This is a genomic window from Massilia sp. BHUDP2, from assembly GCF_046236355.1.
GTDB lineage: Bacteria > Pseudomonadota > Gammaproteobacteria > Burkholderiales > Burkholderiaceae_D > Telluria > Telluria varians.
Genome location: NZ_JBJUVW010000003.1, coordinates 277,461 through 294,052 on the forward strand (window position 1 = coordinate 277,461; position 16,592 = coordinate 294,052).

Below are 16,592 nucleotides of genomic sequence, written 5' to 3' on the forward strand. Positions count from 1 at the left end.
GCTCAAGTTTTAATGCAGATGGCCTGCCGCCAGGATTTGCTTGCGGCAGAGGCTCAGATCGCTGCTTCGACACCATGGCATGCCCTCCATATCTGGAATAGCATGCCATAGGTACGTCTTCGATTTTGTCTACGCCCTCTAAGCCTGATGAATGCGTTCTCCAAGATAGTAGAGTCCCCACAGGGTTGCTATGAGCAATTGGAAGAGGATTAGGAAATAGAAAAACACCGTGACGGCGTAAGCAATCTTATGACCCAGCTCATCCAGCAGGTGCAGGATTCCCGGCGCGGCCACAATCATCGCTATCGACAGGAGGGTCAGAAAAATGCACTCTATCGTCAAAAAGGCGAACAAAAGTGAAAGAAACCGACGACGCGTCAATTGGATAAGATTCACAACGCCACGGTTATCCTCACTCAAAATCCTTGGCGGGGGATCACCTGGCATAAGAAAATCTATATCCGGCCTTGCAAACGTCGCAATTGCCGCCAGTGCCGCTATGTAAAAGCCAGGCAGATTCTGAATATAGCCCAAGACCAGACTGATTACCCCGCCACTGCCGAAAAAGTTGAGATTTGTTCTCGACAGATATATTACCAAGGTAGCTATTAGGCTTAGCCCGGCCGGCAACACCCAGTCTACAAATCTTTTCTTTGGGTGCTGAATAGCCAAGTACCCAAAGACTGGACGAAGAAGTTGATTGATAACCATAGATCTCCTAGAGGAGTCGTGCCATTTTCCCGACAATCTCTTGGTTCAAGCGCTGGCTCGATGATTCAAGCAGGGACGAGAACCCAGAAATTTTTTCCTTTTTAACGTATAGCGAATCTTGGGCCAGCTGCATTGTGTCCGTTTCAAGCGTCACCGTACCAGGTACGCCATTCGGCCCCTTGAACTTAACACGTGCCTCCCCATAGTGACGCGCTACTGCTAAAGTCGCCGCTTCGCGAATCCTGCTCATGTTTTTCGCATTTGCTTTTGGCCCCACGCGCAGCATCACCGTACGTCGTATTTCCTTCGTATTGCCATTCGTGTCCCAGTTGAGATTTCTTTTTCTTTTATCGATTAATTCGATAGACTCAAGCACGCCGCCGTTTATGCTTTGAATCAAGTCAAGTGACGGATGTCCCCGCATTTCCACTTTATGATAAGCGGTCACCTTTCTTGGCACGCCAGCAGCATCGGTCGAGCCGTCTGGATGCAGCACTCTAAAAGCTGCCTTATTTTCCTGAACGCAATGCCTGATAAGGTAATTCATGAACCGCGCGATTTTGGTACTAGAGAGGCCAGGTGAAACTTCAAGCGCAGTTACGTAGGTGCTGCCTTGCGGCTGCTGGCGAGCGGGATTCTTCGCTTAGAGAAAGAGCTCCTTTTCATTGCCGATCAGTTGCCGGTTCTTTTCAGCGACACGGGCGTTGTTCGCGAGATAAGTCATAGTCATTTCTTTAATATATTTGTCTTGTTGCGGGCTCCATCGCGGCCGAATCCGGACTCGAGCGGTGTCGTCGATGGGGATAGGCGCGTGACACAAGGCGTGCGCCATCTCCATCCACAAAAACGGGTCGCCTCGAAGCCCCCATTGCCATGGCATGGGATCGAACAAGTCTGCCATAACTGAGTAGGCGGGCTTCAAAGGAATCGAGCTCGCTCGGGACGCTATGTCGGCCACCACCGGGACGATGGTGGCCAGCCACACCGGGCTAGAGGCCGTCATGTCATGGGTGACTTGCAAATGCCAACGCTCCGAAAAAGGCAGCACCGGCCACAGAGCGGATGGCGGCAAGAAGCGCATCTGCCGCGTTTGGCTCGACCCTTTCCCTGTCGCCGCTGTTGAGGCACTCCACCACCCGATCGAACATTATGCGATTGCCATCGTATGCATCGAACAATCCATGTCTGTCAGCCAAGAGTTTTCGCAGCAACTGGGCTGGCGAACGGCCCTTATGGCGCAGGAGGAAACGCAAATCCTCTCTGTCAGAGTACTTTTCCAAAGCGATGTCGGCTGGGTCTGGTCGCGATCGAGCGTGCGCGCAGAGACATCGGCTTCGTGCGCGCGAAGAGCGCCGATGACCTGTCGGCTCGCTCCGTGCCACGACGCTAATGTAGCGGCGTGTAGCCCTTCGATCTTATGGCGTTAATCTGGCCGGGCTGGGACTTCAAAAACTCCAGCAGCTGCGGCCACTCGCCGCGATAGGCCGCCTCAACCGTTTTGAACGCCATCTTTCGCCCTCTTTCATCGTTAATTTAGATTCGCAAAATACCTTGGCCATCTTGCTCGGCAATAGACGCGATGACGAAGCAGATTCCTCGCCGATATCCCGCGTCGTTAACAGAATCAGCCAGACGAAAATTCACGCCGTCGTTGCAAAGATACAACGCTCAGAAAAATTTTTACGCCGCTCTTCCACTTGTGTGTCGCGACTAAAGCTTAATTTAAGTCCTTGATAGTTAAAACTATTTTCATTTCGAAATTTGACGTTGCAAATTTTTGATAATCGAACGATTTTCTCAATTTTCCCATTACTTTACAGCGATTCTTTATCTCAAAATCAGGTACCAGCAGACTGCAGCGTTGCGCCAGCGGCCAACCGATCGGAAGGCGCCGGCGCGGCTCAACTGAAAAGGTCCGTTGCTGTTACAACCATTTTCACATTGCGTGGCTCGTCGTTGTCAGAAATGTGAAATTGTTTGTTTCTAACAAAACGGTCTGTTCAAGCAAAACCACATCAAATTGCAGAATTGGTAGCCTAAGCTTTAGTATCGACGGGAAATAATTCTTCCTCCAAAATTGGCTCACCACTTGAAACAACATGAATGAGCCCATGACTACCCGCATCCTTCGATACTCTGACTTAGAAACCCAACTGGGCATGAACCGCGTCACTATTTGGCGTAGGACTAAGACGGATCCCACCTTTCCTTGCCCGATTCGCTTGGAGAATTCGCGGAATTCAGCCCTCGGCTTTTTGGCTGAGGAAGTAGAAGCTTGGATTGCCCAGCAAGCCGCTCAGCGATGCAAGACTCAGGAGTGATGTGAAATGAGCCGACAACGCACCATCAACGATCAGCGCTTCTGGCGTAACCCCGCGCTGCAACACAGCACCACTGAAGACAAGATCGCCCTTCTCCACCTACTGACCTGCCCAGATTCTAATATTATTGGTGCCTATCCCGTTGTCCCGCGCATTGTTGGTGCCGAATTAGGTTGGACTCAGGATCAATGGTTGCATGTAATCGACCGATTGAAGGTTGATGACTTGGTATGGTTCGATTCGACGAAAATGTTCGTTTGGGTTCGAATTTGGTGGGATCACCACCTCGCAAGCCAAGCCTTGGGTTCCAAGCTACGAGGCCGCACGCTGGAGAACCTTCGTCGCTTACCAGAGTCGTGGCAACAGCCTTACCTAAGCGATTTCAAGACACGCCTCTCTGACGACCTTATGGCCATTTTAGACGCAGCATGGCCAGGAACACCGATAAAGGAAGCGGTATCGGTACCGTATAGATATGGTATGGATATGCGATCCGACCTTTCTCCCAGTAACAATAACGCCAACGATAACTTCAACTTTAATCTAACGCCAACGCTAGGTTCGCCGTCTTTTCCACCTGTGGATAATTACGGCGTCCCAGCTAAGGATCGCGAAGTCGTCGAGGCCGCCATCGCCAAGGCCCAAAGGGCAGGTATTGCAAGGGCTGACGCTCATGCGGTGTGGGAAGCTGTAGGGAAGCGGTTTCAGTCCAAAAGACCGCCCCAAGACGCAGGCGCTTACGCCTACGTCTTGGCACAGACCTTAAATTCGATTGCTCAAAGCACTGCACCGCATGAAGCCTCCGAGCAAGAGCTTGTCGCCTGGAAAGGTCGCTGTTTTTGCTGGCCCAGCGATAACCCGACTAACTTCATCCGCATTGAAGAAAACGGATTCTTTGAGCAGTACAGCCAAGAGGGCGGCAGACTCAGTCACGGACATGCCCCACTTGGCCGAGGCAAGTTGCTAGCTGATTTGCGCGAAGGACGCCTTCGCGAAGTATCCCCTACCGTATTCAGCGGCATCGCCAAGGACTCGCCACCATGAGGGAAACAGGCCTACACCTCATAGCGACTGCACAAGCGTGCATGGAGTTGTTGCCGAGTATTAAATTAAGTAACCTAGCAACTGGCCGAACAGAACGTACTGAAGCTGAATATCTGCGACTCGCGGAGGCACTGATTCAGCGCTCCAGTACCTACCCAAAAGGTTTGGTGCAGGCCGTTCAGGATACTCATCGGTCAAGCACCTTTTTCGAGCGGATGTCGGCGCTGAAGTTTTACTTCCGTCGCAAGGTAGAGCTTTACTTTGCTCAGCTGTCGGAAGCGCCTGAGGCAGAGTGGCCGCGGCTGGTTGAAGTCATATCCACCTTGCATCTGCAGCTACTGGACTTAACCAATCTTCAGCAGCAGGGGATGACGCAGCCCAGGCGTAAGCGCAAGAGCAAGCGTCAATCACTCAAAGGACTACCACCAGACTGGCGAATTCAGCTCTGCCAGCGCGGTGCCAACGGCAAATATTTCTTGGCTTTGGTAGTTAGCTCACTCCTAGGGGCCCGTCCGAGTGAGCTCGCCAAAGGTATTAGGGTCTACGTCGCCCATGACAAGGACCTAAACCAAACAGTGCTTCGCCTTCATGCCGAAGGTGTGAAGGTGAAGCAGCAGCAAGGGCAACCCAACCGCTACGTTAGCTACGCGATAGACGATCTAGACCCGCTCGTGCGCACTCTTCTTCATGAAGTAAATCGAAGCGGTAGAAAGGAACTAATGGTCGCGATCGAAAACCCCGGCAACTACAGCAAGGAGATCGAACGGCTTTCCCGGAGCCTATGGCCCATGCACCCTCAAACAATCACGGCCTATTGCTTTCGGCATCAATGGTCGGCTGATCTCAAACGCGCGGGCAACGCTGACGCTGCCAGTCGGGGGCTGGGCCACCGCAGTGCCAAAACGAGGCGAAACTATGGAACGGCCAATCAGGCGCACGGTGCTCATTGCCTACGCCCTATCAGTATCGAAGCCGATCAGCCTGTGATCGGTTTGCGCTCCCAATTTTGCCCCGATTTAATTACCCCGCAAGCAGAGTAATGCTGTCCGTCGAGAGCCGGGTAATTCCCGCGTTGATACCCCCCGCGCCTCCCCGGTGACCGTCGTCCGGTGACCATCGGGCAGAGGCTGAATTCTTTGCATTGCCAAATACAGTAAAAGGCGGCCATCACATTGCTCACACATTGAGAAGCAGTTGTTGTCACCGACTTCGCATAACGTTCCCATCTTTTTCGCACACAGCGGACACCATTCTTGTGCACAGCTGGCAACGTTCTCCACACAAGGATGACATCCTTTTTCATGCGGTTGTCGCCGTTAATGGCACATTTAAGTTGGATATAGCCTTCAAATGACCTGTCCCCAGCGCGTCCTGCACATTCTTTGAGCTGCATTCTTCGAGCTCAAAGAATGTGGCCGCTGAGCCAGATTTCGTCAGAAATCGGGCACTGCGGCAAGTGGGGACAACGTGAAGATCAGATGCGTCCAGTACTGCTCAAGCTGAAACCGGACTGTGACATGGGCCGAGTTGCCGCGAGCACGTGATGGGTGTAGACGAACTAGCGTAAGTCGCCAGGGCTGGCACCAGTCTAAAATACTGCCTTCACCGCATCAGTCAACTGCGTCCGCTAGGCTGCAAAAGTGGAGCCAACAGTCAGCTCAGATCGGCTGAGTCAGGCAGTTGGTTGCATGTCCGTGCCGACAGCTCTCCAAGCATCAAGCTTGTTTGCCCAATCCTGCATCATAGCTCGCCGCTCTTCCAAATAGGTCGCGTGGTTGTAAGTACGACGCACATTGTTTGGTTCAGCATGTGCGAGTTGAGCTTCAATGGCATCAGGTCGATACCCCATCTCGTTCAAGCGGGTACTACCTGTCGTACGCGTGCCATGCGGGCTGTACTTGGTCGCCCACCCAAGTTTTTTTAGTGCCTGTCGCAAGGCAGCGTCGGCCATCGGCCGCTGTCGGTCATCGCGGTTGGGGAAAACAAACTTCGTATGACCTGTAATCGGGTGCATTGCTTTGAGGAGGCCAACAGCTTGTATCGGCAACGGCACGATGTGTTCACGCCTAGCCTTCATGCGTCGAGCTGGAATTGTCCAGAGCGCATTTTCCATATCGAACTCACTCCACTCAGCCTGAACTGATTCGTTCGGTCGGCTCAACGTCAGCCACATCAATTGAAACGCTTTGATCGTTTGAAAGTTGCCTCCGTGCCCATCAAAGTCAGCGAGCAGCTTGCCGACCGCCTCAATGCTAAGCGCTCGCTTGTGTTGCGTCTTGTTTGGAGGTAGAGCCTTGCGAACAAACCAGACAGGGTCGCTGTCCGCACGCAAGGTAGAAACGGCATGCTCAAACACACTAGACATGGTCCGCTTTGCCTCTGCTGCGACCGTAGGTGCTCCACGCTTCGCAGTTTTGGTAAGGATGTCGAGCACGTGAGCCGATGTGATCTGGCGAACAGGAAGCTTGCCGATGGAGGGAAATACAACTCGCTCCAGCATGTCCAGCCGGCGCTTCTTTGTGACCTCTTCCCAGTCCTTCATCGCCAACCACTCCTCGGCGATGGCCTTGAATGTATTGGCAGAATCCTGCTCTCGTTTGATGCGCTCGATTTGGCGGTGCTGTACAGGATTGATACCCTCCCTGACCAGCTTGCGCGCAGCGTCACACTTCTCACGCGCCTCGCCGAGAGTCACGCTAGGGTAGTCGCCCAATGCGTACCACGAGGCCTTGTCGTTGAGCTTGAATCTGTAACGCCATGCCTTGATACCGTTCGGCTTGATCTCCAGGTACAGTCCCTTGTAATCATTGAGGCGATAGATCCCTTCCTTGGGCTTGGCAGCGCGGCATTGAGCATCGGTGAGCATATGAATAAGGTTGTTGTGGCAACACGCTCATCATATACACCCACCTTATTGATCTGCAAGTTTCGTATACACCGCCATAGGCACTTGCGCAGCACATACGCAAGTTGTTGCATGCAACAACAAGAAACAAGAAAGCCCCGATCTACGGGGCTTTCTTGAGGATTTCAGTCAGTTTTTGCAAACTCTTGAAACTGCCTGAAACGGCTTACTCGAATCAGACGTTGAACAAGAAGTTCAAAACATCCCCATCCTTGACGATGTACTCCTTGCCCTCCGCCCGCATCTTGCCCGCTTCCTTGGCGCCCGCCTCACCCTTGTAGGTAATGTAGTCGTCGTAGGAAATGGTCTGGGCACGGATGAAGCCGCGCTCGAAGTCGGTGTGGATCACGCCCGCCGCTTGCGGGGCGGTGGCGCCGACCTTCACGGTCCAGGCGCGCACTTCCTTCACGCCGGCGGTGAAATAGGTCTGCAGGCCCAGCAGCTTGTAGGCGGCGCGGATCAGGCGGTCCAGGCCCGGCTCTTCCATGCCCATGTCGGCCAGGAAGTCCTTCTTGTCCGCGTCGTCCATCTCGGCAATTTCCGATTCGATCGCGGCGGAGATGGCCACGATCGGCGCATTCTGCTTCTTCGCGAACTCGGTCAGCTTGTCCAGCAGCGGGTTGTCGGTGAAGCCGGTGTCCGAGACGTTGGCCACGTACATCGCGGGCTTGGCGGTGATCAGGTGCAGTTCGCGGATCAGGGCCATCTCGTCGGCGTCCAGGCCCAGGGTGCGGACCGGTTGGCCTTCGTTCAGGTGCGGCAGCATGCGTTCGCAGATGGCCACCAGCTTGGCCGCATCCTTGTCGCCCGAGCGCGCCTTCTTGTTCTCGCGGTGGATCGCCTTCTCGACGGCGCCCAGGTCGGCCAGCGCCAGCTCGGTCTGGATGACTTCGATGTCGTCGATCGGGCTGACTTTGCCCGCTACGTGGACCACGTTGTCGTCTTCGAAGCAGCGCACCACGTTGATGATCGCGTCGGTCTCGCGGATGTGCGCCAGGAACTGGTTGCCCAGGCCTTCGCCCTTCGACGCACCGGCGACCAGGCCTGCGATGTCGACGAATTCGACGATGGCCGGCACGACGCGTTCCGGCTTGACGATGTCAGCCAGCGCCTGCATGCGCGGATCCGGCACTTCGACCACGCCGACGTTCGGCTCGATGGTGCAGAACGGGTAGTTTTCAGCCGGGATGCCGGCCTTGGTCAGTGCGTTGAACAGGGTGGACTTGCCGACGTTCGGCAGGCCGACGATGCCGCATTGGAGGCTCATGGGAACTCTTTCTATTCGGTGAACGCGGAGCGCGAATGCTGCCTGCTCCAAAACCCCACATTGTAACCTCGGACGGGCCGGGTTGCCGAAAAAAACGGCGTGCGCCGCTCGTGCTGTTGTGTCCGATTACAGAGTGGATAGGTGTAAAAGCGCGTATTTTTGCCGGGTTTATTGCTGATAAGATCAAAATTCCACCATTTCCTGGAATGCCATGCCCCTCCAAGCACTGCAACTCGCCGTCGATACCCTGCTTGCATCAGGAGTGCTGCCATGAGCCGCGCGCGCAAGGCCTGGTGGCGCCTGCCCATGCTGCTGGCGCTGCTCCTGCTGGCCTACCTGGCGGTGGCCGCCGCCTGGGCATGGAGCGCCTTCGACGACGCGCGCCGCCTGGCCCCGCTGACGCACGAGGTCGAACTGTCCAACCGCCAGGCCGCGGTCCTGCTGCGCGTCGAAGACCCGGATTTCTACGGGCATCATGGACTGAGTCTCGGCCAGGGCCAGGGCGTGGCCACCATTTCATCGGCGCTGGCGCGTGAACTATTCCTCGGCAAGGATCGGCTCGACGGTGTGCCCGGCCTGATGCAGACGTTTTATCGTGGCGTGTTCGACTGCTGCAAGCGCATCGACCTGGGCCGCGACATGATGGCGCTGGTGCTGGACGCCAGGATGTCCAAGCGCGAACAGCTGCAGCGCTACAGCGCTACCGTCTACATGGGCACGCACGAAGGACAGCAGCTCAAGGGGCTGGCGCAGGCCGCGCGCAGCTACCTGGGCAAGCCGCTCGAGGCGACGACGGACGAGGAATTCATCCGCCTGGTAGCGATGATCAAGGCGCCCAACCACTACCATCCCTCGCGCAACGCGGCGGCGCTCGCCGAGCGCGCAGGGCGCATCCAGGCGCTTCTGCTCGGCAGCTGCGCGCCCGACGGATGGTTCGATACAGACTTCGAGGGCTGCGCGTCCTAGATCGGCTTGATCAGCGACAGGTCGGGCTTGGTCACGAACGCGGCCAGCTCGTCACGCAGGCGCTGCCCTTCCCCCATCGCGCGCGTCCAGCTGCGTATACGCTCGTCATGGTCGAGGCCATAGAACTTGAAGTCCGCCCGGTCCGGCAGCTTGGCGCGCGGCAGGGTACGCAGGAACTCATCGGATGGCGAAACGATCAGCACGTTATCTAACCAATGACGGTGCGCCCGCCCCGCGCGGCGCCACGGGAAGCCCTTGTCGAGCCAGCCCGGCACGATGTGCTGGGTGAAGTGCGGGTACAGCACCAGGTCGCCCTTCCCCTCCCCCGCCGCCTTCGCATAGGGCAGGGCCAGGTGGTAGTCGATGATGCCGCCGTCCCAGTAACAGCCCGGCGGCAGGTCGGCGATGCCGGTGACCGGCTTCATGATGAGCGGCAGCGTGCCGGACGCCAGCAGGCTGGCCGCCAGGTTCTGGCGCGTGAGCGACGAGAAATGCGTGGTGAAGGCGTCGAAGCGCTCGCGCAGCCACGGCGCCTGGGCGCGCGCGTCGCCGATCACCACACGTTCCATCATGCGGCCCAGCCAGGCGCGCGAGCAGGCGTTGTGCAGCGCCGCCGTGGCGAAGCCGCGCAGTTCGGCGCGCGAGTGCTGCGGCGCCGCCAGCCCGCCCTTGCCGCGCACCGCCAGCAGGTGCAGGCGGTGGTGCGGATGGCTGACGATGTCGTCCTCGTGGCCGCGCACGAATTCGCCCAGCAGGCCCTGCACCACCTCGTCGATCTGCTGCTGGGTCGGCTTCTTGCTGGTGTAGCGCTGGCCGGCGTACAGCTCGCCCAGGCGCGCGAAGGCCTTGACGGGATCGCGCTGGCAGGCGGCGGCCATGCGCCAGGCGCCGATCGAGGAACCGATGAGCACGCGCTCGCGCGGCGCGCCAGGGAGCCATTCGCCGAACATCCACTGGTCGAGCGCCTGGAAGATCAATCCCTTGGGGCCGCCGGCCGCGGCCGGCACGATGGCGATGTCCTGCGCGCGCAAGCCCTGCGCGCCGATCTGGGCCAGGGCCAGGGGCCCGGCGTGGAATGTGAGTGCCTTCATGGGGCGAAATTATGGCAGGAAGAACGTCGTTGCGCAGGCTCAAGGGTGGCATGGAGGCGCTGCGTAACATGGGTCTTTCGCTTTCGCGGAGCCCGCCATGCCCTTTCGACTTGCCTTGTTCCTGATGCTGCTATTCTCCTGCGGCCGGCTGGCGGCAGCCGACAGCGGCACGGACCGTTCGGTCCTCATCGAGCGGCATCACCAGCACTTCACGGTCGATGCCGACGGCGCCTATACCCTCGATGTCGAGCTGGTGAAAACCATCGCCACGCCCTCCGCCGTCGAGCAGCATGCCGAGCAGTTCATCAGCTTTAATGGCTCGCTCGACAAGGTGGAATCCATCGAAGCCTGGACCACCAAGCCCGACGGACGCCGCGTGAAGCTTGAACCGCAACAGATCCGCGACCAGCACGAAGCGGCCTCGCTCGAGGCACCCATGTTCCAGGACACACGCCTGAAAGTCCTCATCTTCCCCGGCGTGCAGGCCGGCGACACGCTCACCCTGCGCTATTCGCTACGGCGCCACACGCCCCTGTTTCCCGGCCAGTTCGAGGATTTCACCGTGGCCGGGCCCTACCGCCACAAGGACTTCCGGCTCACCTACGACCTGCCGGCCTCGATGACGCTGCAGGCGGACGCCGTCGGCTTCGTGCCGGTGGCCACCGACAGCGCGCCGGGCCGCCGCCGCCATGTCTTTCGCTACGTGGACGGCGACAACGCACGCATCGAGCAAGGCTCGGTGAGCTACCTCGACCATGGCCGGCGGCTGGCGGTCTCCACCTTCCCGGACTACCCGGCCTTCGCACGGGCCTACCATGCGCGCGCCAGCGGGGCAGCCAGGCCGGATGCGGCCATCGCGGCGCTGGCAAGCCAGCTCACGCAAGGACTGGACGACATACAGGCGCGCGCAATCGCGCTGTCGGACTGGGTACGGCGCAATATCCGCTACGTCGCGGTCTACCTGGGGCCGGGCGGCGTGGTGCCGCATGCCGCTTCCTCGGTGCTGGCGAACCGCTATGGCGACTGCAAGGACCATGCGGTGCTGCTGCAGGCGCTGCTGGCGGCCGCAGGCATTCCGTCCAGCGCCGCGCTGGTCAACGGCGACGGTGCCTATCGCCTGCCCGCGGTGCCGACGCTGGGCGTGCTGAACCACGTGATCGTCTATGTGCCGCAACTGCAGCTCTTCCTGGATCCGACTGCCGCCACGGTCGCGGGCGGCTTCCTGCCCCCAAGCCTGCTCGGCAAACCGGTGCTGCTGGCGGAGTCCGGCGGGTTTGCGGTCACGCCCATCTACCAGCCGGCACGCAGCCGCACCCTGACGCGCTTCGATATCGCGCGCGACGGCAGCAGCCGCTTCCATGTCCGGCGCACCAGCGGCGGCGCCATCGCCGAACCCTACCGCCAGGCCGTGCGCGGCACGCCCCAGTCCGAGCGCGAGCGTTTTGTCAGGCGCATGCTGGCAGGGCTTGGGCAGACGGGCGACGGCCTGTTCGAGCCGGGCGAGACCGACAGCGCCGGCAAGGCATCGCCCCGGGACGACTACACACTGGGCTTCTCGGGCGCGACGGACGGCTTCGTCCGCCTGCCGGGTCCGGCCGCGCTGGCCACCACCTACAATTTTTGGGGCGGACTGGGCGACGCGGTATTCGAGCTGGGACGCGAGCCGGAACGGCGCCAGGAATTCGTCTGCCCCGCCATCGATGCCGAGGACGAGCTGCGCTATGCGCTGCCGCCGCGCACCCGCGTGCTGGCGCTGCCCAAAGGGGTGACGGTGGATGACGGCAGGTTCTTCTACCGCTCGCAATATGTGCGGCAGGGGAATGAGGTGGTGGTGAAGCGCCGCCTGCAGTTCCGCCATACGGCGGCTACCTGTACGCCGGAAGACTACCGGAACATGCGGCCGGCGCTCGAGCGCATGATGGGCGACCTGCGCGGGCAGGTCGTGGTGCAGGGACGCTAGCGCGGTCCGGTTGCCGGCCGCGCGTTCAGGCGGTATGCAACTGCATCATCGCCACGTCCATCTTGCCTTCGCAGCATAGCGGAATGATGCGCAGGGCCTTGTCGATCGATTCCTCGATCAAGGTCTGCTCTTCGCGGCGCGGGCGGTGCAGCACGAAGTCGGCCACGCCCTGTTGCAGGTTGAGGCTGCGCGGATGGCCGATGCCGAGGCGCAGGCGCCAGTATTCCTGGGTGCCCAGCGCGGAGGTGATGTCCTTCAGGCCGTTGTGCCCGCCCGAGGAGCCGCCCTTCTTGAGCTTGGCGACGCCCGGCAACATGTCGAGCTCGTCGTGCACGACCAGCACCTCGTCTGGATTGATTTTATAAAAGCGCGCCAGCGCGCCGACCGACTGGCCGGAGCGGTTCATGTAGGTCAGCGGTTCCAGCAGCCAGACTTCGTTGCCCGCGATCCGGGTCTTCGCCACCATCGCATTGAAGCGCGATTCGCGCTGCAGGCGGCAGCCCGGCAGCGAATTGGCGAGATTGTCGACCAGCCAGAAGCCGGCGTTGTGGCGGGTTTGTTCGTATTCCGGGCCCGGGTTGCCGAGGCCGACGATCAGACGGATGGACATGCGCTGTCTACTTTGATTCTGGGAAAAACAGGATTATCGCCGAAAATAGCTGAGGAATAGCGCGAACAGGCGCGCCAACAAAAAACCCGCCGGGCAAGCCACGGCGGGTTTTCGATTCCAGCAAGCCGCCGAAGCGGCCGGCAAAGAAAGATATTACTCAGCAGCGGCTTCAGCCGAAGCGACGCCACGCGGGATCGAGGTGGTCACCAGGGTCAGGTTCTGGCCGTGGGTCAGCGCGGTCACGCCTTCCGGCAGGGTCAGGTCGTTCACGTGGATCGACTGGCCGGCTTCCAGCTTGCTCAGGTCGACTTCGATGAACTCCGGCAGTTTGCCCGGCAGGCAAGCCACTTCCAGTTCGTTGGCGACGTGCGAGATGACAGCGCTGCTCAGCTTGACGGCTGGCGAGATCTCGGCGTTGACGAAGTGCAGGGTGACCTTGGTGTGGATCGGCTTCGATGCGTCGACGCGCTGGAAGTCAGCGTGCAGGACCAGTTGCTTGTATGCGTGCATCTGGAAGTCGCGCAGCAGGACTTGCTGGGTCTTGCCTTCGATTTCGAGGTCCAGGACCGAACCGTGGAAAGCTTCTTTCTTGAGCGCGTGGAACAGCGCGTTGCCATCCAGAGCGATCAGTTGCGGGGCGTCGGCGCCACCGTAGATGATGCCCGGGGTCTGGCCAGCGTTGCGCAGGCGGCGGCTCGCTCCGGTCCCCTGCTGAGTGCGGTTGAATGCGACTACTTTCATGTGAAACTCCAAGATAAACGGGTCCGAATGCCGGAAAATTCCCGGCCCGGTAACCCAGTGGTGACCGCCCCGCGACCAGGGCAGTCGTGAACAAGCGCCATACTGCGCGCTCAAGAATTCGGTAAACCCAAGATGTTACAACGGCGCGCCGGCTATGTCAGCCAGGCGCGCCGTCAAAAACGACGATGTGTTGCTTATTCGGCGAACAGCGAGATGACCGAGTCACCCTTCACGATGCGCTTGAAGGTTTCGGCCAGCAGCGGTGCGCTGGTCAGCTGGCGGATCTTGGTGCAGGCGGCGCCGGCCGGGCTCAGCGGGATGGTGTCGGTGACGACCAGCTCGTCGAGCGGGGAATTCTGGATGCGGTCGATTGCCGGACCCGACAGCACCGGGTGGGTGCAGTAAGCGACGACTTTCTTGGCGCCGCGCTCTTTCAGCACTTCGGCGGCCTTGCACAGGGTGCCAGCGGTGTCGACCATGTCGTCCATGATCACGCAGTTGCGGCCTTCGACTTCACCGATGATGTTCATGACCTCCGACACGTTCGCCTTCGGGCGGCGCTTGTCGATGATCGCCAGGTCGCAGCCGAGGCGCTTGGCCAGCGCACGGGCGCGCACCACGCCGCCGACGTCTGGCGACACGACCAGCAGGTCGTCGTAGTTGCGCTTCTGCAGGTCGCCCAGCAGGATCGGCGATGCGTAGATGTTGTCGACCGGGATGTCGAAGAAGCCCTGGATCTGGTCGGCGTGCAGGTCCATGATCAGGACGCGCTCGACGCCGGCTTCTTCCAGCATGTTGGCGACCACCTTGGCCGAGATCGCGACGCGCGCCGAGCGCGGGCGACGGTCCTGGCGGGCGTAGCCGAAGTAAGGGATGGCGGCGGTGATGCGGCCTGCCGATGCGCGCTTGAGCGCGTCAACCATCAGGATGATTTCCATCAGGTTGTCGTTGGTCGGTGCGCAGGTCGATTGCAGGACGAAGACATCCTTGCCGCGCACGTTCTCGTTGATCTCGACCATGACTTCGCCGTCCGAGAATTTCGAGACGACTGCTTTACCGAGAGGAATGCCGAGATTCTTGGCGACCCCCTCTGCTAGTGCCGGATTAGCGTTGCCGGTAAAAACCATCAGGTTTTCGTAAGCCATGGAGGGAGTCCCAAGAAATGCGTTGTTGAATCTGGAAAAACAATCAGCCGGTCGAGCCGGCTGATTAGCTTATGGATGCAGGCCGAACGCTGCACCGCTGTTTATCCCGCTGGAGGATCATGCCTCGACAGCCGGGAAAACTTTGGCAGGGGAACAAGGATTCGAACCTTGGAATGCCGGAATCAAAATCCGGTGCCTTAACCAACTTGGCGATTCCCCTACACGACTGAACTGCTTGCCGTTACATTCTACGTATTTTAACGTCTAACGTCGCGACAGGCAAAATTTTATTCTACAACTCGTTGATTTGCAAGAGCGATTTCATCGGGTGGCTCGCCAGCGAATGCGCTTTCCAGGCTTTCCACCGCTCCGGCACCTGTGCCAGAACCTGGTCCGCTTCGCGCTCGCCGGAGAAGGCACAGAACACACATGCCCCCGAGCCAGTCATCCTGGCATCGCCGTAGCCGCTCAACCATCTCACCGCCTCTGCTACCGGCGGGAACAGGCGTTCAGCCACGTCCTGCAAATCATTTTTCCCGAAGCCAATCTGCTTGCCTGAAACAGCGAGGCTGCTGGAAAAGTCCGCTATTGTAACGGGCTTCGTATCCCTCGTCAAATCGTGCGCGGAAAAAATTGCTGGGGTCGGCACCGCGACGCCCGGCTCCAGCACCACGTACCAGCAATCCGGGCCCGGCACGGCCTGCAGGGCTTCGCCCACGCCTTCGGCAAACGCGGTCTCGCCGAACAGGAAAAACGGAATGTCGGCGCCGAGCGGCAGACCCAGTTCCATCAGTTCCTGTTGCGTCAATCCGGCCTGCCACAGGTGGTTGGCCGCCATCAGCGCGGTGGCCGCGTCCGACGAGCCGCCGCCCAGCCCGCCGCCCATCGGCAGGATCTTCTCGATGGCGACATCGATGCCCGGCGGTAGGCGGCCGTGGCGGCGTTGGTACTCCGCCTGCAGCAGATGCAGCGCGCGCACGATCAGGTCCTGCTCCTGCGGCACGCCCGGCACCTCGTTGGTGCGCACGATGCGTTCGTCGTCGCGCAGGTCGAAATGCAGGGTGTCGCCGTGGTCGATCAGCTGGAACACGCTTTGCAGCAGGTGGTAGCCGTCGGCGCGGCGGCCGGTCACATGCAGGAACAGATTCAGTTTGGCCGGAGCCGGGCAATGGTGAAGCGAACGCATTGATGCTTATCCCTGCCCTGCCGGATTGATGACAATGCGGATCTCGAGGTCCTGGATGTCGCCCACCGCGGCCCGGGTGGCGTGGATGAGGCGCGGCGCCGGCTGGGCGGCATTCGGGTCCTGCCATTCGACGAAGCGCAGGCGCCAGCCATCCTGCGTGACGACCTCGTTGCGTGCCGGCGATGCGCTGAAGCGCTGTCCTTGCGCATCCACGGCATAGCCCTGCAGCCAATCGCGCAGGCCGGACACCGGCAGCGGCCAGCCCAGCGTGCGCTGGCTCAGCGTGTCGACGTCGGCTTCCGTCACCGGCGCGCGGCCGGCCTGGGTCAGCGTAGCCGACTGGGGCGTGACCTCGATGGTCGCGACCGTCTGGCCCAGCGGGTTGGCGATGGTGACATCCACACGGCCCGGGCGCTGCGCCCAGTCGAAATTGACGGTCATCGATTCGCGGTTGCCGCTCTTCTGGTAGTTGACCGACAGGCGGCCGTCCAGGTCGATGCTGTCGCGGTAGGCGCCCACGGTGGCGACATTGGTGCTGGTGGTGGCGCAGCCGGCCAGGGTGATGAAGGCAGCGCTGAGGGCGAGCAGGGACAGGCGTCGGGTAATCGGCATCGGCAGTTGGGTCGGAATCGAAAGCGTGGATTA

The 16,592-nt window shown here is 59.8% G+C and carries 16 protein-coding genes and 1 tRNA gene; 5 read left to right on the forward strand and 12 right to left on the reverse strand.

The window, feature by feature from the left end:
• Positions 1-138 precede the first annotated feature (138 nt).
• From ACK6C6_RS17970 to ACK6C6_RS17980, 3 genes are all read right to left on the reverse strand, one after another.
• Entirely contained in the window at positions 139-711 is a 573-nt protein-coding gene (locus ACK6C6_RS17970; protein WP_409268577.1) for a hypothetical protein, read from the reverse strand.
• 7 nt (positions 712-718) lie between these two features.
• Positions 719-1,258 carry a hypothetical protein gene (locus ACK6C6_RS17975; protein ID WP_409268578.1) on the reverse strand — a complete coding sequence of 180 codons (540 nt, stop codon included), beginning with the start codon at positions 1,256-1,258 and terminating at the stop codon, positions 719-721.
• A gap of 96 nt (positions 1,259-1,354) precedes the next feature.
• Positions 1,355-1,732 carry a hypothetical protein gene (locus ACK6C6_RS17980; RefSeq protein WP_409268579.1) on the reverse strand — a complete coding sequence of 126 codons (378 nt, stop codon included), beginning with the start codon at positions 1,730-1,732 and terminating at the stop codon, positions 1,355-1,357.
• 1,090 nt (positions 1,733-2,822) lie between these two features.
• Between ACK6C6_RS17980 and ACK6C6_RS17985 the strand changes: the two genes are divergently transcribed.
• From ACK6C6_RS17985 to ACK6C6_RS17995, 3 genes are read left to right on the forward strand one after another with little or no spacing between them, the layout of a single operon-like run.
• Positions 2,823-3,032 (forward strand): helix-turn-helix transcriptional regulator, encoded by a 210-nt coding sequence (locus ACK6C6_RS17985; protein ID WP_409268580.1) that lies wholly within the window; start codon positions 2,823-2,825, stop codon positions 3,030-3,032.
• 6 nt (positions 3,033-3,038) lie between these two features.
• Entirely contained in the window at positions 3,039-4,076 is a 1,038-nt protein-coding gene (locus ACK6C6_RS17990; protein WP_409268581.1) for a hypothetical protein, read from the forward strand.
• Between the two features lie 41 nt (positions 4,077-4,117).
• The gene (locus tag ACK6C6_RS17995; protein ID WP_409268582.1) at positions 4,118-5,116 is read left to right on the forward strand and encodes an integrase; all 999 of its coding nucleotides are present in this window, start codon (positions 4,118-4,120) and stop codon (positions 5,114-5,116) included.
• A 632-nt stretch (positions 5,117-5,748) separates the two neighbouring features.
• On the opposite strand, the gene ACK6C6_RS18000 is transcribed toward ACK6C6_RS17995, so the two are convergent.
• Together ACK6C6_RS18000 and ychF are read right to left on the reverse strand one after the other, a co-directional pair.
• Positions 5,749-6,942: a tyrosine-type recombinase/integrase gene (locus ACK6C6_RS18000; RefSeq protein WP_409268584.1), complete on the reverse strand. Its 1,194-nt coding sequence runs from the start codon at positions 6,940-6,942 to the stop codon at positions 5,749-5,751.
• Between the two features lie 214 nt (positions 6,943-7,156).
• Positions 7,157-8,248 carry a redox-regulated ATPase YchF gene (gene ychF, locus ACK6C6_RS18005; RefSeq protein WP_036208816.1) on the reverse strand — a complete coding sequence of 364 codons (1,092 nt, stop codon included), beginning with the start codon at positions 8,246-8,248 and terminating at the stop codon, positions 7,157-7,159.
• 270 nt (positions 8,249-8,518) lie between these two features.
• On the opposite strand from ychF, the gene ACK6C6_RS18010 reads away from it, so the two are divergent.
• Positions 8,519-9,214 carry a transglycosylase domain-containing protein gene (locus ACK6C6_RS18010; protein ID WP_409268585.1) on the forward strand — a complete coding sequence of 232 codons (696 nt, stop codon included), beginning with the start codon at positions 8,519-8,521 and terminating at the stop codon, positions 9,212-9,214.
• Here ACK6C6_RS18010 and ACK6C6_RS18015 read toward each other — a convergent pair.
• The gene (locus ACK6C6_RS18015; RefSeq protein WP_409268586.1) at positions 9,211-10,305 is read right to left on the reverse strand and encodes a patatin-like phospholipase family protein; all 1,095 of its coding nucleotides are present in this window, start codon (positions 10,303-10,305) and stop codon (positions 9,211-9,213) included. The genes ACK6C6_RS18010 and ACK6C6_RS18015 overlap by 4 nt on opposite strands.
• Positions 10,306-10,402: 97 nt before the next feature.
• Between ACK6C6_RS18015 and ACK6C6_RS18020 the strand changes: the two genes are divergently transcribed.
• A complete protein-coding gene (locus tag ACK6C6_RS18020; protein ID WP_409268587.1) occupies positions 10,403-12,265 on the forward strand; it encodes a DUF3857 domain-containing protein in 1,863 nt (620 codons plus the stop codon).
• Between the two features lie 25 nt (positions 12,266-12,290).
• Here the strand turns inward: ACK6C6_RS18020 and pth are convergent, their stop codons facing one another.
• From pth to ACK6C6_RS18050, 6 genes are all read right to left on the reverse strand, one after another.
• The gene (gene pth, locus ACK6C6_RS18025) at positions 12,291-12,875 is read right to left on the reverse strand and encodes an aminoacyl-tRNA hydrolase (protein WP_027867204.1); all 585 of its coding nucleotides are present in this window, start codon (positions 12,873-12,875) and stop codon (positions 12,291-12,293) included.
• 153 nt (positions 12,876-13,028) lie between these two features.
• The gene (locus ACK6C6_RS18030) at positions 13,029-13,616 is read right to left on the reverse strand and encodes a 50S ribosomal protein L25/general stress protein Ctc (protein ID WP_209589137.1); all 588 of its coding nucleotides are present in this window, start codon (positions 13,614-13,616) and stop codon (positions 13,029-13,031) included.
• 194 nt (positions 13,617-13,810) lie between these two features.
• On the reverse strand, positions 13,811-14,761 hold the full coding sequence (locus tag ACK6C6_RS18035; protein WP_036208830.1) for a ribose-phosphate pyrophosphokinase: 951 nt from the start codon (positions 14,759-14,761) through the stop codon (positions 13,811-13,813).
• Positions 14,762-14,904: 143 nt separating this feature from the next.
• Positions 14,905-14,981: transfer RNA gene (locus ACK6C6_RS18040), tRNA-Gln, on the reverse strand.
• A gap of 72 nt (positions 14,982-15,053) precedes the next feature.
• On the reverse strand, positions 15,054-15,947 hold the full coding sequence (gene ispE, locus ACK6C6_RS18045; protein WP_409268588.1) for a 4-(cytidine 5'-diphospho)-2-C-methyl-D-erythritol kinase: 894 nt from the start codon (positions 15,945-15,947) through the stop codon (positions 15,054-15,056).
• Positions 15,948-15,953: 6 nt separating this feature from the next.
• Positions 15,954-16,559 (reverse strand): outer membrane lipoprotein LolB, encoded by a 606-nt coding sequence (locus ACK6C6_RS18050; protein WP_409268590.1) that lies wholly within the window; start codon positions 16,557-16,559, stop codon positions 15,954-15,956.
• Between the last annotated feature and the right edge of the window lie 33 nt (positions 16,560-16,592).

Coding starts and splice junctions, on each gene's coding strand:
- ACK6C6_RS17970 (WP_409268577.1), bottom strand. CDS start 711: ATGGTTATCAATCAACTTCTTCGTCCAGTCTTTGGGTACTTGGCTATT.
- ACK6C6_RS17975 (WP_409268578.1), bottom strand. CDS start 1,258: ATGAATTACCTTATCAGGCATTGCGTTCAGGAAAATAAGGCAGCTTTT.
- ACK6C6_RS17985 (WP_409268580.1), top strand. CDS start 2,823: ATGACTACCCGCATCCTTCGATACTCTGACTTAGAAACCCAACTGGGC.
- ACK6C6_RS17990 (WP_409268581.1), top strand. CDS start 3,039: ATGAGCCGACAACGCACCATCAACGATCAGCGCTTCTGGCGTAACCCC.
- ACK6C6_RS17995 (WP_409268582.1), top strand. CDS start 4,118: ATGGAGTTGTTGCCGAGTATTAAATTAAGTAACCTAGCAACTGGCCGA.
- ACK6C6_RS18000 (WP_409268584.1), bottom strand. CDS start 6,942: ATGCTCACCGATGCTCAATGCCGCGCTGCCAAGCCCAAGGAAGGGATC.
- ychF (WP_036208816.1), bottom strand. CDS start 8,248: ATGAGCCTCCAATGCGGCATCGTCGGCCTGCCGAACGTCGGCAAGTCC.
- ACK6C6_RS18010 (WP_409268585.1), top strand. CDS start 8,519: ATGAGCCGCGCGCGCAAGGCCTGGTGGCGCCTGCCCATGCTGCTGGCG.
- ACK6C6_RS18015 (WP_409268586.1), bottom strand. CDS start 10,305: ATGAAGGCACTCACATTCCACGCCGGGCCCCTGGCCCTGGCCCAGATC.
- ACK6C6_RS18020 (WP_409268587.1), top strand. CDS start 10,403: ATGCCCTTTCGACTTGCCTTGTTCCTGATGCTGCTATTCTCCTGCGGC.
- pth (WP_027867204.1), bottom strand. CDS start 12,875: ATGTCCATCCGTCTGATCGTCGGCCTCGGCAACCCGGGCCCGGAATAC.
- ACK6C6_RS18030 (WP_209589137.1), bottom strand. CDS start 13,616: ATGAAAGTAGTCGCATTCAACCGCACTCAGCAGGGGACCGGAGCGAGC.
- ACK6C6_RS18035 (WP_036208830.1), bottom strand. CDS start 14,761: ATGGCTTACGAAAACCTGATGGTTTTTACCGGCAACGCTAATCCGGCA.
- ispE (WP_409268588.1), bottom strand. CDS start 15,947: ATGCGTTCGCTTCACCATTGCCCGGCTCCGGCCAAACTGAATCTGTTC.
- ACK6C6_RS18050 (WP_409268590.1), bottom strand. CDS start 16,559: ATGCCGATTACCCGACGCCTGTCCCTGCTCGCCCTCAGCGCTGCCTTC.